Source organism: Streptococcus parasanguinis, assembly GCF_964238605.1.
In the GTDB taxonomy this organism is placed as follows: Bacteria; Bacillota; Bacilli; order Lactobacillales; family Streptococcaceae; genus Streptococcus; species Streptococcus parasanguinis_AJ.
Genome location: NZ_CAXSMM010000003.1, coordinates 15,134 through 36,545 on the forward strand (window position 1 = coordinate 15,134; position 21,412 = coordinate 36,545).

Here is a 21,412-nt window from a genome sequence, read left to right on the forward strand (position 1 = left end):
GATTCTGGGAAAGAATCAAAAATATATTTTTAAATTTAAGTTAGAATGAGGTTTTACTCATGGAAAATGTTGTTGTACATATCATCTCTCACAGCCACTGGGATCGTGAGTGGTATTTACCTTTTGAAAGTCACCGCATGCAATTGGTGGAACTCTTTGACAATCTCTTTGATCTTTTTGAAAATGACCCTGAATTCAAAAGTTTCCACTTGGATGGACAAACCATTGTCCTTGACGACTATTTAGAAATTCGCCCTGAAAACCGTGACAAGGTGCAGCGCTATATCGACGAGGGCAAGCTCAAGATTGGTCCCTTCTACATCTTGCAGGATGATTACTTGATCTCCAGCGAAGCCAATGTCCGCAATACCTTGATCGGACAGGCTGAATGCGCTAAATGGGGCAAATCTACGCAGATTGGCTACTTCCCAGATACCTTTGGAAATATGGGACAAGCTCCTCAACTCCTTCAAAAATCAGGGATTCACGTAGCAGCCTTTGGGCGTGGGGTCAAACCAATCGGATTTGACAACCAAGTCCTCGAAGATGAGCAATTTACCTCTCAATTTTCTGAAATGTACTGGCAAGGGGCAGATGGTAGCCGTGTGCTTGGTATTCTTTTTGCCAACTGGTACAGTAACGGGAACGAAATTCCAGTGGATAAAGATGAAGCTTTGGCTTTCTGGAAACAAAAATTGGCAGATGTTCGTGACTATGCCTCCACCAACCAATGGTTGATGATGAACGGTTGTGACCACCAACCGGTTCAACGAAACTTGAGTGAAGCTATTCGCGTGGCCAACGAACTCTTCCCTGACGTGACCTTTATTCATAGCTCTTTTGATGAATATGTGCAAGCAGTGGAAAGTGCGCTTCCTGAGCAATTATCTACGGTTACGGGAGAATTGACTAGTCAGGAAACCGATGGTTGGTACACACTGGCAAATACGTCTTCCTCTCGGATTTATCTCAAGCAAGCTTTCCAAGAAAACAGCAACTTGCTCGAGCAAGTGGTGGAACCTTTGACCATCATTACTGGTGGGCACAACCACAAGGATCAATTGACCTATGCCTGGAAGACACTCTTACAAAATGCGCCACACGATAGTATCTGTGGTTGTAGTATTGACGAAGTTCACCGTGAAATGGAAGTTCGTTTTGCCAAGGTCAATCAAGTCGGAAACTTTGTCAAGACCAACCTTCTGAACGAATGGAAGGGTAAACTAGCGACTCAAAAAGCCCAGAGTGAGCTCCTCTTTACGGTCATCAATACAGGCTTGCATGATAAGGTGGATACCGTCAGCACGATTGTCGACGTAGCGGTTTGTCCATTTAAGGAATTGCACCCGACAGAAGGTTTCAAGAAGATGGCGGCTTTGAGCTTGCCGGACTACCACGTAGAGGATTTAGATGGTCATCTTGTAGAAGCGGAGATTGAAGACTTGGGGGCAAGCTTTGGCTATACCTTGCCTAAGGATAAATTCCGTCAACCTTATATCGCGCGTCAAGTGCGCGTGACGGTTCCAGTTCACCTATCACCTCTTTCTTGGACGACCTTCCAGCTCTTAGAAGGGAAAGCATCTCATCATGATGGTCTGTTCCAAAATGGGGTGATCGATACACCATTTGTAACCCTAAGTATTGATGATGGTTTGACCCTCTATGATAAAACGACCAATGAGGCTTATGAGGATTTCCTTCGCTTCGAAGATCGTGGTGATATCGGAAATGAATATATCTACTTCCAACCAAAAGGAACAGAGCCAATCTATGCTCAACTGAAAGGTTATGAAGTTCTAGAAAACAATGCTCGCTATGCCAAAATCTTGCTCAAGCATGACTTGGCAATCCCGGTCAGCGCGGATGAACAATTGGATGCGGAACAAAGAGGCATTATCGAGTTTATGAACCGTAAGGCAGGACGCTCAGAAGAGCTGACAACCATCCCTCTTGAAACAGTGATGACCGTCTTTGTGGATGACCCGCAAATTCGCTTCAAGACGCGCTTCACCAATACAGCCAAGGATCACCGCATCCGTCTCTTGGTCAAAACTCATAACACTCGTCCAAGCAACGATTCTGAAAGCATCTATGAGGTGGTCACACGGCCAAATAAGCCAGCCGCTTCTTGGGAAAATCCTGAAAATCCCCAACACCAACAAGCTTTCGTCAGCTTGTATGATGATGTCAAGGGGGTAACAGTAGCCAATAAAGGTTTACATGAATATGAAATTTTAGGGGATGATACCATTGCCGTGACCCTTCTTCGGGCTTCTGGAGAACTTGGTGACTGGGGCTATTTCCCAACACCAGAAGCACAATGTTTGCGGGACTTTGAGGTGGAATATGCAGTGGAATGCCATCAAGCTCAGGGCCGCTTCTCAGCTTATCGCCGAGCTAAGGCTTTACAGACACCGATGACTAGCCTCCAAGTTGAAAAACAAGAAGGAAGTGTAGCGGCGTCTGGTAGCTTACTCAAGCATACAGCCTTGACGCATCCTCAGGTTTGTCCAACAGCCTTTAAGGTAGCAGAAAATGAAGAAGGTTACATCCTTCGCTATTACAATATGAGCCAAGAAAATGTGCGCGTGTCAGAAGGGCAACAAACGGTTGTCGATCTTCTGGAGCAACCGTATCCGGTCCACTCAGGACTATTGGCACCACAGGAAATTCGAACAGAATTGATCAAAAAAGAAGAAATTTAATTTCAAAAAGTAAACATAAACAGAAAGGAGGAGCGAAAAAAGTAAGAACCGACTGCTGACTCGCTCCTTTTTGCAGGTGAAAGCAATGACCATTGCAACGATTGATATCGGAGGGACTGGCATTAAGTTTGCTAGTCTAACTCCTGATGGAAAGATTTTAGATAAGACCAGCACCCCAACTCCAGAAACTCTAGAAGATTTATTGGCTTGGTTGGATCAACGCTTGTCAGAAGAGGACTACCGTGGGATTGCTATGAGTGTCCCAGGAGCGGTTAATCAAGAAACAGGAGTGATCGAGGGGATTAGTGCCATTCCTTACATTCATGGATTTTCATGGTACCAGGCCCTTGCTCATCACCAGCTACCTGTCCATCTAGAAAATGATGCCAACTGTGTTGGACTTAGTGAACTGCTAGCTCATCCTGAGATTGAAAATGCAGCCTGTGTTGTCATTGGCACAGGGATTGGCGGGGCCATGATTATCAATGGCAAGCTTCACCGTGGTCGCCATGGCTTGGGTGGAGAGTTTGGTTACATGACTACTATCGAACCAGCAGAAAAACTCAACAACTGGTCACTATTAGCTTCTACAGGAAACATGGTTCGCTATGTCATCGAAAAATCTGGTCAAACCGACTGGGATGGCCGTAAGGTTTACCAAGAGGCTGCAGCAGGCAATGCCCTTTGCCAAGAAGCCATTGAGCGGATGAATCGTAATCTTGCTCAAGGCTTGCTCAATATCCAGTATCTAATCGACCCAGATGTCATTAGCCTAGGTGGTTCTATCAGTCAGAACCCTGATTTTATCAAAGGGGTGCAAAAAGCAGTAGACGTCTTTGTGGAAAGATATGAAGAGTATACAATTGCGCCAGTTATCCAAGCTTGCACCTATCAGGCAGATGCCAATCTCTACGGTGCCCTTGTCAACTGGTTACAGGAGGAAAACCAATGGTAAATTTTACCGGAATTAGCAGTAAACAACAGCAAGCTATAGACTTACTTCAAAAGCACATTTCTCTACCAGATGTAGAAGTGGCAGTCGCTCAGTCTGACCAAGCTTCTATCTCTATCAAAGGTGAGGGTGGAGAATATCAATTGACTTATCGCAAACCTCACCAACTCTATCGCGCCTTATCTGTTCTCGCAACAGCTTTAGAAGAAGGGACTAAGGTAGAGATTGAAGAACAAGCGGCTTATGAAGATTTAGCCTACATGGCTGACTGTTCGCGAAATGCAGTTCTAAATGTTGCATCTGCCAAGCAGATGATTGAAGTCTTAGCTCTCATGGGTTATTCAACCTTTGAGCTTTATATGGAAGATACCTATCAGATTGAAGGGCAACCTTACTTTGGCTATTTCCGTGGCGCTTATGCTGCTGAAGAATTACAGGAAATCGAAGCTTACGCCCAGCAGTTTGATATGACCTTTGTACCATGTATCCAGACCTTGGCTCACTTATCAGCCTTTGTCAAATGGGGTGTCAAAGAAGTCCAGCAACTTCGTGATGTAGAGGACATTCTCCTCATCGGTGAAGAAAAAGTTTACGACCTAATCGACGGCATGTTTGCCACTCTGTCTAAACTGCAGACACGCAAGGTCAATATCGGGATGGATGAAGCTCACCTAGTTGGTTTGGGACGCTACCTCATCCTAAACGGTGTGGTTGATCGTAGCCTCCTTATGTGCCAACATTTGGAGCGCGTGCTGGATATCGCAGACAAGTATGGTTTCCACTGCCAGATGTGGAGCGATATGTTCTTCAAACTCATGTCAGCAGATGGCCAGTACGACCGTGATGTCGAAATTCCAGAAGAAACTCGTGTTTATCTTGACCGTCTCAAAGACCGTGTGACCTTGGTTTACTGGGATTATTACCAAGATAGCGAGGAAAAATACAACCGTAACTTCGGTAACCACCACAAGATTAGCCAGGATATTGCCTTTGCAGGTGGTGCTTGGAAGTGGATTGGTTTCACACCACACAACCATTTCAGTCGTCTCATCGCTATCGAAGCAAATAAAGCCTGCCGTGCTAATCAGATTAAAGAAGTCATTGTGACGGGCTGGGGAGATAATGGTGGTGAAACAGCTCAGTTCTCTATTCTGCCAAGCTTGCAAATTTGGGCCGAGCTCAGCTATCGCAATGATTTAGAGCGTTTATCTGCTCACTTCAAGACCAATACAGGTCTATCGGTTGAGGACTTTATGCAGCTGGATTTGGCCAACCTCTTACCAGATCTACCAGACAATCTCAGTGGCATCAATCCTAACCGCTATGTCTTTTATCAGGATGTTCTCTGTCCAATCCTTGACAAGCACATGACACCTGAACAGGACAAGCCTCACTTTGCCCAGGCAGCTGAGACTCTTTCTGACATTAAAGAAAAAGCTGGAGTCTACGCTTATCTTTTCGAAACTCAGGCCCAGTTGAATGCTATTTTAAGTGGCAAGGTGGATGTGGGACGACGCATTCGTCAAGCCTATCAAGCAGGTGATAAAGAGAGCTTGCAACAAATTGCTAGGGAAGAACTACCCAAATTAAGAAGCCAGATTGAAACCTTCCACAAGCTCTTTAGCCACCAATGGTTGAAAGAAAACAAGGTCTTTGGCTTGGATACCGTGGACATCCGTATGGGAGGACTCTTGCAACGCATCAAGCGAGCAGAAAGTCGTATTGAAGACTATCTAGCTGATTCTATCTCACGTATCGATGAGTTGGAAGTAAAGATTTTGCCATTCAACGATTTCTACGGAGATAAGGGCTTCGCAGCCACAACGGCTAATCAATGGCATACCATTGCAACAGCCTCAACTATTTATACAACGTAAAAAATGCCAAGTTGGATGACAAATGTCTTATCCATGGTGGATAGGAGTAGAAGAGGAGCTGTGTTTACAATCGCCCTTTTCTACTCCTTTTTTAAAGCTATGTCATAAATTTGTAGAATTTTTTCTATAATTAGGAGTTTGAAAAGAGAAAATAGCTATCTTATAATAAGTATTGTAAACGCTACCAAAGTAAAAACACGCTCAAGGCTCAAAGGGGGGGAGTTAAATGAAAAAGTTTGTAAGGACTCTGAGAGAAAATTTCATTTTTCTTTTAATGGTCTTACCGGGTGCAGCGTGGTTAATCTTATTCTTCTATATTCCGGTTTTTGGGAATATCGTAGCATTTAAGGACTATCATATCACAGGAGAGGGCTTCATCGACAGTGTCATGAAGAGTAAATGGGTTGGCTTTGACAACTTCAAGTTCCTCTTTAGTTCCAAAGATGCCTACATTATTACAAGAAATACGGTCTTGTACAACTTAGGATTTATCTTCTTAGGATTGATTGTTTCCGTTGGGATCGCCATCATCTTTAGTGAGTTGAGATCAAAAAGAGTGGTCAAGGTGCTTCAAACCTCCATGCTCTTCCCATACTTCCTATCATGGGTTATCATCAGCTTCTTCACCGATGCCTTCCTGAACGTGGACAAAGGATTGGTCAACCACATCTTAACTTCACTTGGCATGAAGGCCATCAATTTCTATTCAGAATTGTGGATCTGGCCAGCGCTTCTCCTCTTCTTAGGAATTTGGAAAGGCTTTGGTTATAGCAGTGTCATGTACTATGCAACCATCATGGGAATTGACCCAACTTACTATGAAGCAGCGACCGTGGATGGTGCGTCTAAGTGGCAACGCATTCGCAATATCACCATTCCTCAGTTGTCTTCCTTGATTACGGTCTTGACCATTCTTGCAGTCGGAAATATCTTCCGCGCAGACTTCGGTCTCTTCTACCAAATCCCGCATAATGCTGGAGCGCTCTATAGTGTGACCAATGTTATTGATGTTTATGTCTACAACGGTTTGACCAAGTCAGGGGATATCGGGATGACAGCAGCAGCCGGTCTTTACCAATCGGTAGTAGGTTTGGTTCTTGTTTTAATCTCAAATATCATTGCCCGTCGCATTGATAAGAATGCCGCTCTCTTCTAGAAAGGAGGATCGTATGAAAAAATCAACCATTCAAAAAGAAAAAATTGATAATGTCGGGATCCATTCTTTCAGTAAGAAGAGCAACTTCTTCTTTACCTTGTTGTTGACCTTAGTCGGATTGACCTGTGTACTTCCCTTCATCTTCGTTGTCATGATCTCTTTGACAGACGAACAAAGTTTGGCAGTCCATGGATTCCAATTCTGGCCAGCAAAATTTGGATTTGATGGTTACCTTTTCTTGGTACAGTTCAAAGAAAAAATCTTGCAAGCCCTCTTCATTACCTTGTTTGTGACCATTGTGGGAACAGCATGTAATGTCTTTATCACAACAACCTATGCTTATGCTATCTCACGGAGTACCTTTAAATACCGCAAGTTCTTTACCGTATTTTCACTCCTTAGTATGCTCTTTAGTGCAGGGTTGGTACCGGGCTATATTGTTACCACTCAACTCTTGCAATTGGGTGATACCATCGGGGCTTTGATCATCCCAATGTTGCTTAGCCCATTCAACATCATCTTGATGCGGACTTTCTTTAAACGGACCATTCCAGAAGCCATTCTTGAATCTGCTCGGATCGATGGAGCAAGTGAAACACGGATTTTCTTCCAAATTTGCTTGCCACTCTCTCTACCAGGGATTGCGACTATTAGTCTCTTCACCGCTTTAGGATTCTGGAACGACTGGTTCAACGCCCTTCTCTATATTAAGAGTGACAACCTTTACCCATTGCAATACCTCTTGATGCAAATCCAAAACAATATGGATTACATCGCTAAAAATGTCGGGGTATCCGGCCAATTGGCAGGAGCTGTACAATCCATCCCACGGGAAACAGGACGTATGGCTATGGTGGTTGTGGCAACAGTGCCAATCGCCATTCTCTATCCATTCTTCCAACGCTACTTTGTAAAAGGCTTGACCATCGGTGGTGTGAAAGAATAGGAAAACAAGTGAAAATCGACAAGATTTTCAACTCATAACTTAGTCTAAAAAGAAAATAACATAAAGGAGATTTTTCTTATGAAAAATTGGAAAAAATACGCGTTAGCATCTGCTAGTGTCATTGCTCTTGGAGCTACTCTTGCTGCTTGTGGAAGCCTTACAGGTAACAACAAGAAATCAGCAACAACTGAAGACGGTAAACCAATCATCAAGATGTACCAAATCGGTGACAAACCAGATAACTTGGATACCTTGTTAGAAAATGCCAACAAGATCATTGAAAAGAAAGTTGGCGCAAAATTGGATATCCAATATCTTGGTTGGGGTGACTACGCACAAAAAATGAACGTTATCATCTCATCTGGTGAAAACTATGATATTGCCTTTGCCAACAACTACGTTATCAATGCTCAAAAAGGTGCCTATGCTGACTTGACAGAATTGTACAAGAAAGAAGGGAAAGAACTTTACAAAGCACTTGACCCAGCATACATCAAAGGGAACACTGTAAATGGCAAGATCTATGCTGTTCCAGTAGCAGCCAACGTTGCATCTTCTCAAAACTTTGCCTTCAACGGACCACTTGTTGAAAAATATGGTATCGACATCTCAAACGTCAAAGACTATGCTTCTCTTGAACCAGTCTTGAAAGCCATTAAAGAAAAAGATCCAAACGTTGTTCCATTTGCCATGAACAAGAGCTACGGTGGACCTTCAGATGACTTCGACTATGTAGCTGTTGATGGACTTCCATTCGTTGTTGACTTGAAAGGTGACACTACGAAGATCGTTGACCGTTACACAATCCCTCGTTATGTAGAAAACTTGAAGACTCTTCATAAATACTACGAAGCAGGATATATTCCAAAAGACGTAACTACAAGCGATACTGGATATGACCTTTCTCAAGATACTTGGTTGGTTCGTGAAGAAACAGTAGGACCAGCTGACTACGGTAACAGCTTGCTTACTCGTGTAGCAAACCGTAAGATCGACATCAAACCATTTACTGAACTTTACAAGAAGAACAACACCACTCAAGTAGCTAACTTTGTTATCTCAAACAACTCTAAGAACAAAGAAAAAGCAATGGAAGTGTTGAACCTTTTGAACACTAATCCAGAACTCTTGAACGGCCTTGTTTATGGACCAGAAGGCAAGAACTGGGAAAAAGTTGACGGCAAAGAAAACCGTGTTAAAGTCTTGGATGGCTACAACGGAAACACTCACATGTCTGGATGGAACACTGGTAACAACTGGATTCTTTACATCAACGAAAACGTAACAGATGAACAAATTGCACAATCTAAGAAAGACTTGGAAACTGCAAAAGAATCTCCAGCACTTGGTTTCATCTTTAACACAGATAAAGTGAAATCAGAAATCACAGCTCTTACAAATACTTTGAACCAATTCGCAGGTGCTATCAATACTGGTACTGTGGATCCTGAAGTAGAAGTTCCTAAGATGCTTGAAAAATTGAAATCAGAAGGTGCTTACCAAAAAGTGCTTGATGAAATGCAAAAACAATACGACGAATACCTTGCTTCTAAAAAATAAGAAATAGGTCGTGTGAAAAGGCTTTGGAGGGATCTCCAGAGCCTTTTTAAGTTTTTTATGAAAATGAATCTTGGAAATGAAAATCAATATTTCAATTTACTAATGCAAATATGGGAAAGCGTTTTATTTTTATGATATAATAGAATCACTAATTGGAAAAGAGGCTGAATGATGGGGAAAATCATCGAGTTCATTTTTACGAGAGTCTATGTTGCTATGCTGGTAACAGGGATTTTTTGGGTTTTGACGATCTGTGGGGGTGTTCTGCTAGGAGTAGGACCGGCTAGTGCCGCTATCATGAGCCTCTATGCGGAAAATGGCATGACCTACAAGGACTATCATTGGTCACGCGCTTGGGGACTCTTCAAAGAAAATCTTGTTCCAGCCAATCAAGTCTTTTACACCTTCTTTGCCATTGAAGGAGTCCTCCTCTATGGCATGTACCTCATGATCCAGATTCCTCACTTGAATTTCTTCCAAATTTTGGTTCTCCTGTTTAATCTAGTTTTCCTCTTGGTTGCGCCTCTAGCTTACGCCGTTTATTTGAAATTGCAAGTGCATTTTGCTCTCTCTTATGCCAACAGTATCAAGCTCAGTTTGATCGGAATGTTGCTGGACATTCGTCCAGTTCTTAAGCTCATCCTTGGAACAGCACTACTTGGTGTCATTAGCTATTATATGCCAGCCCTTCTCTTTTTTGTCTTGATCGGCGTCTGGCATTTCTTTGTCAATGATATCTTTGACCCTGTTTATCAAAATATCCACGAAAAATTGGTATCCTAACGATGAAAAAAATCTGGTTAAGTACGCTTTTAAAATTCTACGCCTATGTCATGGTGGTCATTTTGACCATTATGGGTCTCGTCGTAGCGGGGATCTCTTGGAAAAACCAGCAAGCTGAAGCCGATCGGATCGCCCAACGGGTCTTGACTGAAGTCGTGACGGATCTCGAGACCTCTTATCAGCGGGTCACACAAGAAGGGCGTAGTCTCGTTGAAAACCCTGCAAAATTAGAAGGGGTTTATCGCTATTTTACCTTGTCACCATCGGAGTATGAGACTTGGCGATTGAATGCCCAGTTTCCTTCTTATATCCAATTGTCCCTACATAAGAATATTGACAGTCTCTATTTGAGCAATAAAAACATCGAGGGGATCGATGTCACCTTGTCGGATTACAAGACAGTATTTGTCTCTACCCGGCAATCGAAGGGGGGTAAGCAAGTTTCAGCGGACCATTACAAGGCTCCTGCGACAGCCATTCCGGTTCCTTTGACAGATCCGACTACGGGTGCTGGAGTTGGGATTGCTTATATGACTCTGGACCAGGAAATTTTGACGGCAGCGATTGACAATGCTAGAGGAGATCTACCGGTTGCTGTGAGGATCTTCACGCCCTTTGGGAAAGAAATGTACCATGAAGGGGATAAGGAGCAAGCAAAAGATGTTAAATGGCAAACCCGTAGCACGATCTATGGCTACAAGGTGGATGTAGTCGTTTCTGAAAGTTATTTGGTCAAGAAGGGTCTAGCTAACCTGACCACTTTTCTCTCCATTGCCTTCCTGATTTTCTTGATCCTGTACTTGTTATTACGGCAGATTTTCAAAAATTACCGGCGTCAAGTCCTCGATTTGGTCGATACCATGAATCAGATCAGTCAAGGCGATAGTGAACGTCGGATTGATACTTCGACCAAGGACCAAGAACTTTTGGTCATTGGTAATATGATCAATACCATGTTAGACAATATGGACAAGAACATTCGGGATATCTACCAGTTGCAGCTCAGCCAAAAAGATGCCAATATGCGGGCCCTACAAGCCCAGATCAATCCCCATTTCATGTACAATACACTGGAATTTATCCGGATGTATGCCGTCATGCAAGAGCAGGATGAATTGGGTGATATTATCTATGAGTTTAGTAGTCTCTTGCGCAATAATATTTCAGATGAGCGAGTGACGACGGTTGAAAATGAGCTCGAATTTTGTCGCAAATACAGCTACCTCTGCATGGTGCGTTATCCAAAATCGATTGCCTATGGTTTTAAGATCGATCCAGATTTGGAAAAAATGAAGATTCCAAAATTCACCATCCAGCCTTTGGTTGAGAACTATTTTGCGCATGGGGTGGACCACAAACGCAAGGACAATGTGATCAGTGTCAAGGTCTTGCAAGGAGAAGGGCAGGTCATCATCTTGATCACTGATAATGGGCGCGGGATGAAAGAAGAACAGCTAGAAAGCATTCAAGAGATGCTAGCCAATCGCAATCCACGCTCAGAAATCGAAAAAAAGAGTGGTCGGCAGTCCATCGGAATTGTCAATGTCCATGAACGCATGTTGCTCTATTTTGGAGATCGCTACCATATCCAAGTCTTCTCCCAACCTAACCATGGAGTGACCTATACGATAACCATTCAAGATGAATAAAGGAGACAGAATGTACAAAGTCTTATTAGTAGACGATGAGTATATGATTACAGAAGGGTTAAAAAAATTAATCCCCTTTGACCACTGGAATATGGAAGTGGTCGCAACTGCAGAAGATGCAGACCAGGCCCTTGATTATGTGCGAGAGTATCCGGTAGATGTGGTGATCACGGATGTCAATATGCCTGGGAAAACTGGACTTCAGATGATTGCTGAGATGAAGGATTTGATCCCAGATGCTGCCTATATCATTATGTCAGGCTATCAGGATTTTGAATATGTCAAAACAGCCCTCAATTTGCGCGTGGCAGACTACCTGCTCAAACCTGTCAATAAGGTGGAGATGGGCAATATCCTAGAAAAAATTCAGCATAAAATCCAGCAACCAAGCCAAGAGTTGGCCGACCGTTTGATTCACGATGATATCTCTGAGGAAGAGTTTTGTCGCTATATCGCTGGTCGGAACTCATTGTGGATTGGAGTCGCTAAGGAGAAAAAAGGCTTTATCAGCTCGTCTTATCAAGTTCTTGGGCAAAATCTTCAACTCTTTATCTCGGATCAAAAAGAAGAAGCCATGATTGAGAAGGCCTTTGAACCTCCGTATAAGGAGCACTTTCATCAATTTAAGGATCTAGTGGAGCGGAGCCTCTTTTATGGGGCGACCCCTCTCAATCAAGATGAAGAAGTCTTCCATTACTACGAGCCGGCCTATCGGGTGATCATGCAAGGAAATATCCAACAGATCTTAGAAGAACTGGACTGGTTAGAAAAAATGATCCTTGAGAAGACCCCTAAGGTCTCACTGACCAAGCAGCTCTTTATCCAATTTTTGATGGATGTCTTTCATTTGTTTGAATACCTGCAAGGTGATAATTTAGCTGATGTAGTCAAGAAAGTCCAAGAAACTGCCACTTTTAGCGAGATGATTGGCTTTATCCAGGAAGAGTTGTCCCGTTTCTTATCCCACTATCGGATGAATGAAAATGTAGCGAGTGTCCTCCAAGTGATTAGCCGTGATTACCAAAAAGAGCTGTCACTAAAGGACATCAGTCAGGGTCTCTTTATCAATCCAGTCTATTTAGGCCAATTGATTAAACGAGAAACCAATGCGACTTTCGCAGAACTCCTCAACAAACAGCGGATCAAGGCTGCCCAGCAGCTCCTCTTATCGACCAATGATAGTATTGAAGATATCTGCTACAAGGTCGGTTACAGTAATGTTGGCTATTTCTACAAAGTTTTCCGCAAACTCTGTGGCAAATCGCCTAAAACCTATCGCTTACAAGTCATGACAGAGCATACAGAAGATGAGTAAAAGGCTGAGACGATTGTCTCAGCCTTTTCACTTTTCATTTTAAATCCTCTGTATCTTGATTTTCCCAACCAATATTTGGGCCTCAATGGTGATTTCTGTGAGTTGGGTCCAGTCGATTTTTTCTTGGTCAACGTGAAATAGAAGGGGGGTCATGGTGAGGAGCGCCTGACGTTCTTCAGGAGTTAAACTCTTGGTAAGGCTGACCGTTTCGGATGAGAGAATCTGACAGTGATCTTCAAAGTGCTCCAAAATTTCCTGGTTGGAGTAAAATTGCTTGGCCAATTGATCTTGGGCCAACTGACGAATTTCTTTTAGATGAGAAGAGGTTGGGACGACCTTAATGATCACCCCTTCTGTCTTTATGACACGTTCAAATTCAGCGTAATTAGCCGGGGAGAAGATGTCCAAAATGACCTCCATACTCTTAGATTGAATGGGTAAATGAGCCAAATCTCCTACAAACCAATTGACCTTCCAACTAGCGTCACTCTTGGCAGCTAGTTGTACGGATTCCTTGGAAAGATCAAATGCATAGAAAGTAGCTTCGGGATAAGCTTCTTGTAGTTTTCGGGAGTAATAGCCTTCCCCGCAACCGATATCTAGAATTCTGGCGTCACGGGCCGGAATCTTATGTCCGATCGCTGTTAGAATCGGCTCATAAAACCCTGCTTCTAAGATCAGCTGGCGATTATGGAAATTTTCTTTGTCATAGTCCTTTGATTGCTTGTTCTGGGGAGCCAGGTTGACATAGCCAAATTTCGCCAAATCAAAAGAATGGCTCTTGGGACATTTAAAACTGGTTCCCACAAGTTCTAGGTTCAGTTGACAGATAGGACAGGCAAAAGCAGTGGCTGTTTGAAATCGTTGTAATTTTGGTTTGATCGGTGTATTCATATTAGTAGTGTAACAAAAGAGCCTCTAGATAGCAACTGATGCTTTAATGGGACTAAGTCACACTTTTTGACGGTTCTACGCGGTATTGAGTGGACCTTGAGTTTCTTTATCTAATTTTGTCCACTGGATTGTTCAGGACGGTTTTCAATTCTGGACAATATTTACTTGCCTCAAATTCAATGACCTCATATTGAGCAATCTCATTTTGATAGAATGGATCGTGTGCAATGATTTCTTGGACAGCATCTTTATTTTTTGCTCTCATGAGAATGATACCGCCGGTCCTTGGATTTTTTCTTCCAGATGCGATAAAATGACCTTTTGTATAATACTGATTTAAAAAATCTATGTGTTTTTCTAAGAATTCTTCAACTTCATCAAGGGGCTTGATATAGGTAAGATTTACAATAAACATAAGTGACTCCTTTAAAATAAATGATAAATAGATTATAATACTTTACAAACTACCTGAATAGTAGGCACATTTTTGTAAGGAGAAAAAATGTTAACAAATAAAAATTGGAACTGTAGTATGTCTCGAGTCTTAGATGTGGTTGGTGGGAAATGGAGAATGAATATATTATGGGTTATAAACAAGCATAAGAGAGTCCGTTTCAATCAATTGAGAAGAGAAGTTGAAGGGATTACAACTATCAGTTTGACACGTGGATTAGATGTTTTAATAGAGAACCAATTGATTGAGAAATATGATTTTGAAACGATGCCACTCCATACAGAATATGAGCTGACAGAAAAAGGGAAATCACTGATGCCGATTTTAAAGGACTTGAATCAATGGGGAAAAGAATGGTTGCATTAAATTTTCTTCTTCTTTTTGTCACTTTCATCTTGCCACTTAGGTTCTCATTTTGACCGCTTATCCCAAAAGGCCGTTTTTTAAACGGCTTTTTTGCTAGACTGATATTGTCAAAAAGGAGAGAGAACATGATATTACAAGCTAAAAACATCAGTAAACGGTATGGAAATCATCTAGTGGTTGATCATATTCACCTACAGTTTGAAAAGGGAACGTTTAATGCGATTCTAGGACCAAATGGGGCGGGGAAATCAACGACGATTTCTATGTTGATCGGTTTGAAACAACCAACGCAAGGCGAAATAATCTATGAACCCGGTACTAAAATTGGTGTGGTCTTCCAAACCAGTGTTTTAGATGAGATGCTGACGGTTAGGGAAAATCTGACCATTCGTGCCAGACAGTACAAAGGCCTAAAACCAAATCGTGTGTCTGATCTTATTGATCGACTAGGCCTATCAGCTTTCCAAAAGCAGAAATATGGGACGCTTTCAGGCGGCCAAAAGCGTCGGGTTGACATTGCGCGTGCTCTACTGCACGGTCCAGATCTTCTGTTCTTAGATGAGCCAACGACAGGTTTAGACATTCAAACCCGGAAGTCTATTTGGGATTTGCTCTATCAATTGCAGAGAGAAGAGGGAATGACCGTTGTATTGACCACGCATTATCTTGACGAAGCAGATGAAGCTGATCAAATTTATATTGTAGATCATGGGAAAGTGATTGCTCAAGGATCGGCACTAGATATTAGGAGCCAGTATGCTACTAATATCTTAAAGATTCGTTTCAAGGAGAGACAGCAGATAGAAAGTCTCAAATCTTCGGGAATGTCAGTAGAGCAACAAAGTCAATTGGAGTATGTTCTTCGACCCGAGAGTGAAAGGGAAGCCATTGATTACCTGGTACAAGTTAGAGATAAATTAGCCCATTTTGAGTTTCGTCCAGGGACTATGGATGATGCCTTTATTGCACTAACAGGAAGGGAGGTTCGCTAATGCTAGCCTTACTAAAGCGAAATTTTTTATTGTATTTTAGGAATCGTTCAGGTGTTTTCTTCTCCTTGTTGGGAGCCTTGATTTCCTTTATTCTCTATATTATTTTTCTTCAAAAAAATCTAACAGATGCCTGGGCTCAGCTTCCCAATAGTGCTCCTGTGTTAAATAATTGGTTAATGAGTGGGACGCTGGCTGTGACAGGGATTACGACAAGTCTGGCTGCCCTGACTCAGTTAGTAAAGGACCGTGAACATCAAGTAGATCAGGATCTTTATTTATCGGATCAAGGAAAGTGGCGGTTAGCATTTTCGTATCTAACGAGTGCGATCATCATTTCTTTTTCCATGCAGATCCTTATGTATGTGCTGATGTGTGGCTATTTTAGAGAAGTTCCAACCTTATCTCTATTACCTGAAGTGCTCCTCATTATGCTCCTTAGTAGCCTACTTTCTAGCTTAGTGAATGCCATTTTTGTTTATTTTTTCCAATCAGTAGATAGTCTTGGGAAGTTTTCGACCATAGTGGGTACAGCTTCTGGTTTTTTGGTAGGGACTTATGTACCTTTGGGCGTTCTACCTAATTTTGCTCAACTACTAATGAAATGTACCCCAGCAACTTATATTGCTGCACTTTATCGACGAGTCCTCATGAAAGAAGCATTAAGTGAGACCTTTAAAGGTCAAGATAATCTTCTTCAAGAGTTTCAAGAAAAAATGGGTGTTCAGCTCAAATGGCAAACTTTATTGACAAAGGAACAAACATACCTTATAGTGTTAGGAGGTATTCTTCTAGCTTTGGGGATTTGGATTTCCTTGGCAAAAAGATCGAGTAAAAGAAAGTAAGTGAGAATTGGAGTAGGAATGAAGATTCGTTTTGAGGAAAAACAAGATATCCCAGAAAACGACCCCTGTGTGGTCATTCAAGCCAAGCAATTATCTGATCAAGCACGAGAGGTGATGGAGTATCTCGAACAATTTTCGACAGTGAATCAAGTAGTGATCCCTATCAAAACAGATGATCATTTGATCATGGTGAAAATTGATGACATTATTCTAGCCGAGATTGATAAGAATCAGCTCACCATTTATACGATAGACAAAACGTTCACCATCAGAGATACTTTGATAAATTTTCAACATCGGATTAATCGTCGTAATTTTTTACAGATATCACGCCACGCGGTGATGAATATCGACCATTTAGAATCGCTATCGGATAGTTTTTCAGGCAATATGATGGCTAAACTGACACGTGGAGTAAAATCAAGTGTCAGTCGGAAATATGTCAAATCCTTGATGGATTATTTAGGGGTATAGGAGAAAGTGATGAAACGAGTTATAGCTTATTTTGTATCTGGTATGAGGACAGGATCCTTCTTTTATTTGTGCTTGGTGTTATTATCCCATGTCTATACCAACATCGTCTATCCCGCTGTAAATGTCCGCAACATCCTAGCGATATTTTTGATGAGTGGGACAATGGGCATCTTGACCTTCATTCTTGAGGAAGAAGAGTTTTTGACCTATAGTTTGCGTGTGGCTTTGCATTTAGTTGTGACAGCTGCCATCTTAGCATTAACCTACTTGTTTTTTGGCTGGGGGACAGCCTTACGGAGCCCGATTCCTTGGTTGATCTTTCTAGCCATTTACGGCCTGATCTGGCTGTACCAGATTTGGCAACTCCATAAAAAAACTCAACGAATCAACCAAGCTTTGTTGCATCGCAGAAAAGGGAAATAGTCTCAGAAAAAAGTGTATAAGAAAACCACGAAGTTCATACCAAACTTCGTGGTTTTACTTTCTTAATAAGTCAAAACAAAGTATTTTTTCTTACCGCGACGGATAACGGTCAATTCATTTTCTAATTTATCGCTATCGCTCAAGACATAGTCAAGATCTTGGATGCGTTCGCCATTGACGTAGATCGCTCCATTTTGAACATCTTCGCGGGCTTGGCGTTTAGAATTCACTACACCAGCTGTGACCAAGAGTTCAACAATGTTGAGGTTGTCTTCTGCTTGGACCTGGTAGTTTGGCACACCACGAAGGCCTTGTTTGAGTTCTTTGACAGACAAGTTCTTGATGTTTCCTGCAAAGAGTTGTTCCGTGATGTTGAGGGCTTCCTTGTAAGCTTCTTCACCGTGAACGAGGGTAACCACTTCACGCGCCAAGATCTTTTGAGCCAAGCGTTCATGAGGAGCAGCCTCAAACTGTTTGCGAATCTCTTCGATTTCATCGAGTGACAAGAAAGTGAAGATCTTCAAGAAGCGCACAGCATCTGCATCCATCACGTTCATCCAGAATTGGTACATTTCGTAAGGAGATGTTTTGTCTGCATTGAGCCAGACGGCATTGCCTTCTGATTTACCGAATTTCTTACCAGTTGCATCTGTGATCAAAGGCACAGTCATAACATGACCAGTTTTGTCTGCCTTACGACGCATCAACTCAGTACCAGCTGTCATGTTTCCCCATTGGTCAGATCCACCGATTTGAAGGGTGACATTGTGTTCTTGGTTGAGGACGTAGAAGTCGTAGCCTTGCATGATTTGGTAGGCAAACTCCGTGTAAGAAATTCCTGTCTCAATCCGTTTTTTAACAGATTCTTTACTCATCATAGCATTGACCGTAAAGTATTTTCCGACATCACGAAGGAAGTCAATAAAGCTAATGCTTCCGAACCAATCGTAGTTGTTGACCATTTCGGCTTTATTGTCACCATTTTCAAAATCGAGGAAACGAGACAATTGCCCTTGAATGGAGCGAACCCATTCTTGTACAGTTTCTTTTGTTTGGAGACTACGTTCAGCATCTTTGAAGGACGGATCTCCAATGAGACCAGTCGCACCGCCAACGAGCGCATAAGGTTTGTGGCCTGCTAGTTGAAGGCGACGGCTAGTCAAGATGGCAACCAAGTGGCCAAGGTGAAGGCTGTCAGCAGTTGGATCATAACCAGTATAATAAGAAACCTGACCTTCTTCCAGTGCTTTGCGCAAGGCTTCTTCATCCGTCGTTTGAAATACCAAACCACGCTCTTTTAGCTCATCAAAAATGTGCATGTGTCTTTTCTCCTTTATAAGTTTATTCATTTCTCTATTCTACCATAAACCACAGAAATGGCAATGTTTTCCATCATTTTCTTGACCTTATCCAAGCAGAGTGAGTGACGATTTCTACGCTCTTGTGATTGAAAACAAAGGGCCTAATCTGCTATAATATAGGGAACAAGGAGAAAGAATCAGTGAATCAATTAAAAGAGAAGTTGCAAGATTTTTGGAAGAAAGTCCAAAAATTCTTTGCAAATATGTATACAGAAACTCCAAATAAGGAAAAAAATGAGGAAAGTAGCTGGTCTGTCGGTGATATTTTTGCGACCTTTTTGCGAACCCTCAAACTCTTGTGGGATGTCATGATCGCCCTGTTCGTGTGCCTCTTTTTATTTGGCGCAGGGATCGGGATTGGTTATGCGGCGAGCCTCTTTAGCAATGTCAAGGTTCCAAAGACAGAAGAATTGGTCCAGCAGGTCCGCAACGTCAGCAGTGTTTCAAAACTGACTTATTCCGATAAGAGCTTGATTGCAGAAGTGGACAGTGATTTGATCCGCACGCCCGTAGCTGGAGACGCCATTTCAGACAATGTCAAGAAGGCTGTGATCGCTACTGAGGATGAGAATTTTGAAAGCCACAAGGGGGTTGTGCCTAAAGCCGTTCTTCGGGCAACACTTGGATCTGTAGCCGGCGTGGGTTCCTCTAGTGGGGGATCAACCCTGACCCAGCAGTTGATCAAACAGCAAGTCGTGGGAGACGCTCCAACCTTTACTCGTAAGGCGACAGAGATTGTCGATGCCTTGGCTTTAGAGCGGGGAATGGATAAAAATGAAATCCTAACCACCTACTTAAATGTTTCGCCTTTTGGACGAAACAATCGGGGACAAAATATTGCAGGTGTGGAAGCTGCAGCTCAAGGGATCTTTGGCGTCTCTGCAAAAGACTTGTCTGTTCCACAAGCGGCCTTTATCGCTGGCTTGCCACAAAGTCCGATTGTCTACTCTCCTTATGCTGCAGACGGTAGCCTAAAGAGCAAGGAGAATCTCGAGTTAGGTCTGGCGCGTGCCAAAGACGTTTTGTTCAATATGTACCGGACGGGAGTCTTGTCGAAAAAAGACTATGAGACCTATGCTCAATACGACTTGACCAAAGACTTCATGGCTCCAGATGGCATCGAGAAAACACCGCATGACTACCTCTACTTCCAAGCCATGGAAGAAGCAAAAGAGGCCATGTATGATTACTTGATCAAGCGAGACAATGTCACCAAGCAAGACTTGAAAAATAATGAAACTGTCAAGGCTTACCAAGAATTAGCTGAGAGCGAGTTGCGCGAAGGTGGCTACACCATTCAAACCACGATTAACAAACCGGTTCACAATGCCATGCAGGCCGCAGTAGCGAATTTTGGAAGTGTCTTGGATGATGGGACGGGTCTTGTAGAAGTTGGGAATGTCCTTATGGACAACCGGACGGGTGCCGTTTTAGGATTTATCGGTGGACGGAATTTTGACGGCAACCAAAACAACCATGCTTTTGATACAGAGCGTTCCCCAGGGTCGACTATCAAACCGCTGTTGGCATACGGAATTGCCATCGACCAAGGCTTGATGGGAAGCAATAGCATCCTTTCTAACTACCCAACTAATTTCTCAAGTGGTGAGCCAATCATGCACGTGGATAGCCGAGGGACAGCCATGATGGATCTCCGTGAGGCCCTCAATACCTCATGGAATATTCCAGCTTACTGGACTTACCGGACCCTTCGTGAAAAGGGTGTGGATGTCCCATCCTACATGAAGAAAATGGGCTATGATATTCCTGAATATGGCATTGAGAGTCTGCCGATGGGGGGAGGAATTGAGGTCACTGTTGCTCAACATACCAATGGTTTCCAAACCATTGCTAACAATGGGAACTACCTCAAACGCTACATGGTAGAACAAATCATTGATCGAGATGGGGATGTAGTCTACAAGCACGAGGCAGATCCTGTTCGTGTTTACTCTCCAGCAACGGCAACGATTATGCAGGATCTCTTGCGCGGGGTTATTACGTCTGGTGCTACAACGACCTTTAAGTCACGGATTAGCCAAGTCAACCCAACGCTGGCAGGTGCAGACTGGATTGGAAAAACCGGTACCACTAACTCAAATGGGGATATGTGGCTCATGCTGTCCACCCCTAATGTTTCTTTAGGAGGTTGGATTGGCCATGACAACAATGCTTCTATGCAGACCTTGACTGGATACAACAACAATGCCCAATACATGGCGCAGTTGGCAAATGCTATCTACCAAGCAGATCCAAGTCTCTTCGGAATTCAGGATAAATTCACTCTCGATAAGAGTGTGATCCGCTCTGAAGTGCTCAAATCGACTGGTGAAAGACCGGGTCGCGTCAATGTCAATGGCCGGGATATCGATGTGAGCGGTCAAATGGTGACGAGTCTTTGGGCCAAAAACGGAGCGCCAACCACTCAATACCGCTTTGCCATCGGGGGATCGGATAGCGATTATCAAAGTGCTTGGGCAGCGATTCTCGGTAATAGCAGTGGAAATCAGTCGAATAATAAGAACAATTCGACAACCAATAGTTCATCAAGCAATAGTTCAAATCGAAACAGCTCAAATCGTGGCAATCGACGCTAGTCTGATCCAGTAGAAAACCTAGAGAAAGCCTTGATTTTTGGAGCAAAAAACGGTATAATAGTGATA

Annotated in this window: 18 protein-coding genes; 15 read left to right on the top strand and 3 right to left on the bottom strand. The window is 42.8% G+C overall.

The genetic code is table 11. From position 1 onward, the window contains the following. Positions 1–59: 59 nt before the first annotated feature. The 9 genes from ACESR9_RS03425 (at position 60) to ACESR9_RS03465 (ending at position 12,943) form a co-directional block, all read left to right on the top strand. The gene (locus tag ACESR9_RS03425) at positions 60–2,705 is read left to right on the top strand and encodes an alpha-mannosidase (RefSeq protein ID WP_373105564.1); all 2,646 of its coding nucleotides are present in this window, start codon (positions 60–62) and stop codon (positions 2,703–2,705) included. A gap of 85 nt (positions 2,706–2,790) precedes the next feature. Beyond that, the gene (locus ACESR9_RS03430; protein WP_373105566.1) at positions 2,791–3,660 is read left to right on the top strand and encodes an ROK family protein; all 870 of its coding nucleotides are present in this window, start codon (positions 2,791–2,793) and stop codon (positions 3,658–3,660) included. Beyond that, positions 3,654–5,534, top strand: coding sequence for a beta-N-acetylhexosaminidase (locus ACESR9_RS03435; protein WP_373105568.1), 1,881 nt, complete (start codon positions 3,654–3,656; stop codon positions 5,532–5,534). Before ACESR9_RS03430 ends, ACESR9_RS03435 begins: the two co-directional genes overlap by 7 nt. Positions 5,535–5,760: 226 nt before the next feature. Next, positions 5,761–6,690 carry an ABC transporter permease gene (locus ACESR9_RS03440; RefSeq protein WP_049492090.1) on the top strand — a complete coding sequence of 310 codons (930 nt, stop codon included), beginning with the start codon at positions 5,761–5,763 and terminating at the stop codon, positions 6,688–6,690. Positions 6,691–6,703: 13 nt separating this feature from the next. After that, complete coding sequence (locus ACESR9_RS03445; protein WP_223325275.1) at positions 6,704–7,636, top strand: carbohydrate ABC transporter permease; 933 nt, start codon at positions 6,704–6,706, stop codon at positions 7,634–7,636. 78 nt (positions 7,637–7,714) lie between these two features. After that, a complete protein-coding gene (locus ACESR9_RS03450; RefSeq protein WP_373105570.1) occupies positions 7,715–9,196 on the top strand; it encodes an ABC transporter substrate-binding protein in 1,482 nt (493 codons plus the stop codon). A gap of 171 nt (positions 9,197–9,367) precedes the next feature. Next, positions 9,368–9,979, top strand: coding sequence for a YesL family protein (locus ACESR9_RS03455; RefSeq protein WP_373105732.1), 612 nt, complete (start codon positions 9,368–9,370; stop codon positions 9,977–9,979). A gap of 2 nt (positions 9,980–9,981) precedes the next feature. Then, positions 9,982–11,628, top strand: coding sequence for a sensor histidine kinase (locus ACESR9_RS03460; RefSeq protein WP_373105571.1), 1,647 nt, complete (start codon positions 9,982–9,984; stop codon positions 11,626–11,628). Between the two features lie 10 nt (positions 11,629–11,638). Beyond that, entirely contained in the window at positions 11,639–12,943 is a 1,305-nt protein-coding gene (locus ACESR9_RS03465; protein ID WP_373105574.1) for a response regulator transcription factor, read from the top strand. A gap of 39 nt (positions 12,944–12,982) precedes the next feature. Here ACESR9_RS03465 and ACESR9_RS03470 read toward each other — a convergent pair whose 3' ends face one another. Together ACESR9_RS03470 and ACESR9_RS03475 are read right to left on the bottom strand one after the other, a co-directional pair. Then, a complete protein-coding gene (locus ACESR9_RS03470; protein ID WP_373105576.1) occupies positions 12,983–13,837 on the bottom strand; it encodes a putative RNA methyltransferase in 855 nt (284 codons plus the stop codon). A 106-nt stretch (positions 13,838–13,943) separates the two neighbouring features. Further along, on the bottom strand, positions 13,944–14,252 hold the full coding sequence (locus ACESR9_RS03475) for a YciI family protein (protein WP_373105578.1): 309 nt from the start codon (positions 14,250–14,252) through the stop codon (positions 13,944–13,946). 87 nt (positions 14,253–14,339) lie between these two features. Between ACESR9_RS03475 and ACESR9_RS03480 the strand changes: the two genes are divergently transcribed. The 5 genes from ACESR9_RS03480 to ACESR9_RS03500 all read left to right on the top strand — a co-directional run bounded on the left by ACESR9_RS03480 (position 14,340) and on the right by ACESR9_RS03500 (position 17,388). Further along, entirely contained in the window at positions 14,340–14,657 is a 318-nt protein-coding gene (locus tag ACESR9_RS03480) for a winged helix-turn-helix transcriptional regulator (protein ID WP_373105580.1), read from the top strand. Between the two features lie 125 nt (positions 14,658–14,782). Further along, positions 14,783–15,649: an ABC transporter ATP-binding protein gene (locus ACESR9_RS03485; RefSeq protein WP_373105582.1), complete on the top strand. Its 867-nt coding sequence runs from the start codon at positions 14,783–14,785 to the stop codon at positions 15,647–15,649. Continuing rightward, positions 15,649–16,491, top strand: coding sequence for an ABC transporter permease (locus ACESR9_RS03490; protein WP_373105585.1), 843 nt, complete (start codon positions 15,649–15,651; stop codon positions 16,489–16,491). The genes ACESR9_RS03485 and ACESR9_RS03490 overlap by 1 nt, the downstream gene beginning before the upstream one ends. An 18-nt stretch (positions 16,492–16,509) precedes the next feature. Beyond that, positions 16,510–16,965, top strand: coding sequence for a LytTR family DNA-binding domain-containing protein (locus ACESR9_RS03495; RefSeq protein WP_061590716.1), 456 nt, complete (start codon positions 16,510–16,512; stop codon positions 16,963–16,965). A gap of 9 nt (positions 16,966–16,974) precedes the next feature. Beyond that, positions 16,975–17,388: a DUF3021 domain-containing protein gene (locus ACESR9_RS03500; RefSeq protein ID WP_070505316.1), complete on the top strand. Its 414-nt coding sequence runs from the start codon at positions 16,975–16,977 to the stop codon at positions 17,386–17,388. A gap of 62 nt (positions 17,389–17,450) precedes the next feature. On the opposite strand, the gene tyrS is transcribed toward ACESR9_RS03500, so the two are convergent. After that, positions 17,451–18,707, bottom strand: a complete 1,257-nt coding sequence (gene tyrS / locus ACESR9_RS03505) for a tyrosine--tRNA ligase (RefSeq protein ID WP_003004779.1) — start codon at positions 18,705–18,707, stop codon at positions 17,451–17,453. Positions 18,708–18,889: 182 nt separating this feature from the next. Between tyrS and pbp1b the strand changes: the two genes are divergently transcribed. Further along, positions 18,890–21,346, top strand: a complete 2,457-nt coding sequence (gene pbp1b, locus ACESR9_RS03510) for a penicillin-binding protein PBP1B (protein WP_373105588.1) — start codon at positions 18,890–18,892, stop codon at positions 21,344–21,346. Positions 21,347–21,412 lie beyond the last annotated feature (66 nt).

What these genes read in the sequence shown, in the direction of transcription:
- ACESR9_RS03425 (WP_373105564.1), top strand. Translation starts at nt 60, where the DNA reads ATGGAAAATGTTGTTGTACATATCATCTCTCACAGCCACTGGGATCGT.
- ACESR9_RS03430 (WP_373105566.1), top strand. Translation starts at nt 2,791, where the DNA reads ATGACCATTGCAACGATTGATATCGGAGGGACTGGCATTAAGTTTGCT.
- ACESR9_RS03435 (WP_373105568.1), top strand. Translation starts at nt 3,654, where the DNA reads ATGGTAAATTTTACCGGAATTAGCAGTAAACAACAGCAAGCTATAGAC.
- ACESR9_RS03440 (WP_049492090.1), top strand. Translation starts at nt 5,761, where the DNA reads ATGAAAAAGTTTGTAAGGACTCTGAGAGAAAATTTCATTTTTCTTTTA.
- ACESR9_RS03445 (WP_223325275.1), top strand. Translation starts at nt 6,704, where the DNA reads ATGAAAAAATCAACCATTCAAAAAGAAAAAATTGATAATGTCGGGATC.
- ACESR9_RS03450 (WP_373105570.1), top strand. Translation starts at nt 7,715, where the DNA reads ATGAAAAATTGGAAAAAATACGCGTTAGCATCTGCTAGTGTCATTGCT.
- ACESR9_RS03455 (WP_373105732.1), top strand. Translation starts at nt 9,368, where the DNA reads ATGGGGAAAATCATCGAGTTCATTTTTACGAGAGTCTATGTTGCTATG.
- ACESR9_RS03460 (WP_373105571.1), top strand. Translation starts at nt 9,982, where the DNA reads ATGAAAAAAATCTGGTTAAGTACGCTTTTAAAATTCTACGCCTATGTC.
- ACESR9_RS03465 (WP_373105574.1), top strand. Translation starts at nt 11,639, where the DNA reads ATGTACAAAGTCTTATTAGTAGACGATGAGTATATGATTACAGAAGGG.
- ACESR9_RS03470 (WP_373105576.1), bottom strand. Translation starts at nt 13,837, where the DNA reads ATGAATACACCGATCAAACCAAAATTACAACGATTTCAAACAGCCACT.
- ACESR9_RS03475 (WP_373105578.1), bottom strand. Translation starts at nt 14,252, where the DNA reads ATGTTTATTGTAAATCTTACCTATATCAAGCCCCTTGATGAAGTTGAA.
- ACESR9_RS03480 (WP_373105580.1), top strand. Translation starts at nt 14,340, where the DNA reads ATGTTAACAAATAAAAATTGGAACTGTAGTATGTCTCGAGTCTTAGAT.
- ACESR9_RS03485 (WP_373105582.1), top strand. Translation starts at nt 14,783, where the DNA reads ATGATATTACAAGCTAAAAACATCAGTAAACGGTATGGAAATCATCTA.
- ACESR9_RS03490 (WP_373105585.1), top strand. Translation starts at nt 15,649, where the DNA reads ATGCTAGCCTTACTAAAGCGAAATTTTTTATTGTATTTTAGGAATCGT.
- ACESR9_RS03495 (WP_061590716.1), top strand. Translation starts at nt 16,510, where the DNA reads ATGAAGATTCGTTTTGAGGAAAAACAAGATATCCCAGAAAACGACCCC.
- ACESR9_RS03500 (WP_070505316.1), top strand. Translation starts at nt 16,975, where the DNA reads ATGAAACGAGTTATAGCTTATTTTGTATCTGGTATGAGGACAGGATCC.
- tyrS (WP_003004779.1), bottom strand. Translation starts at nt 18,707, where the DNA reads ATGCACATTTTTGATGAGCTAAAAGAGCGTGGTTTGGTATTTCAAACG.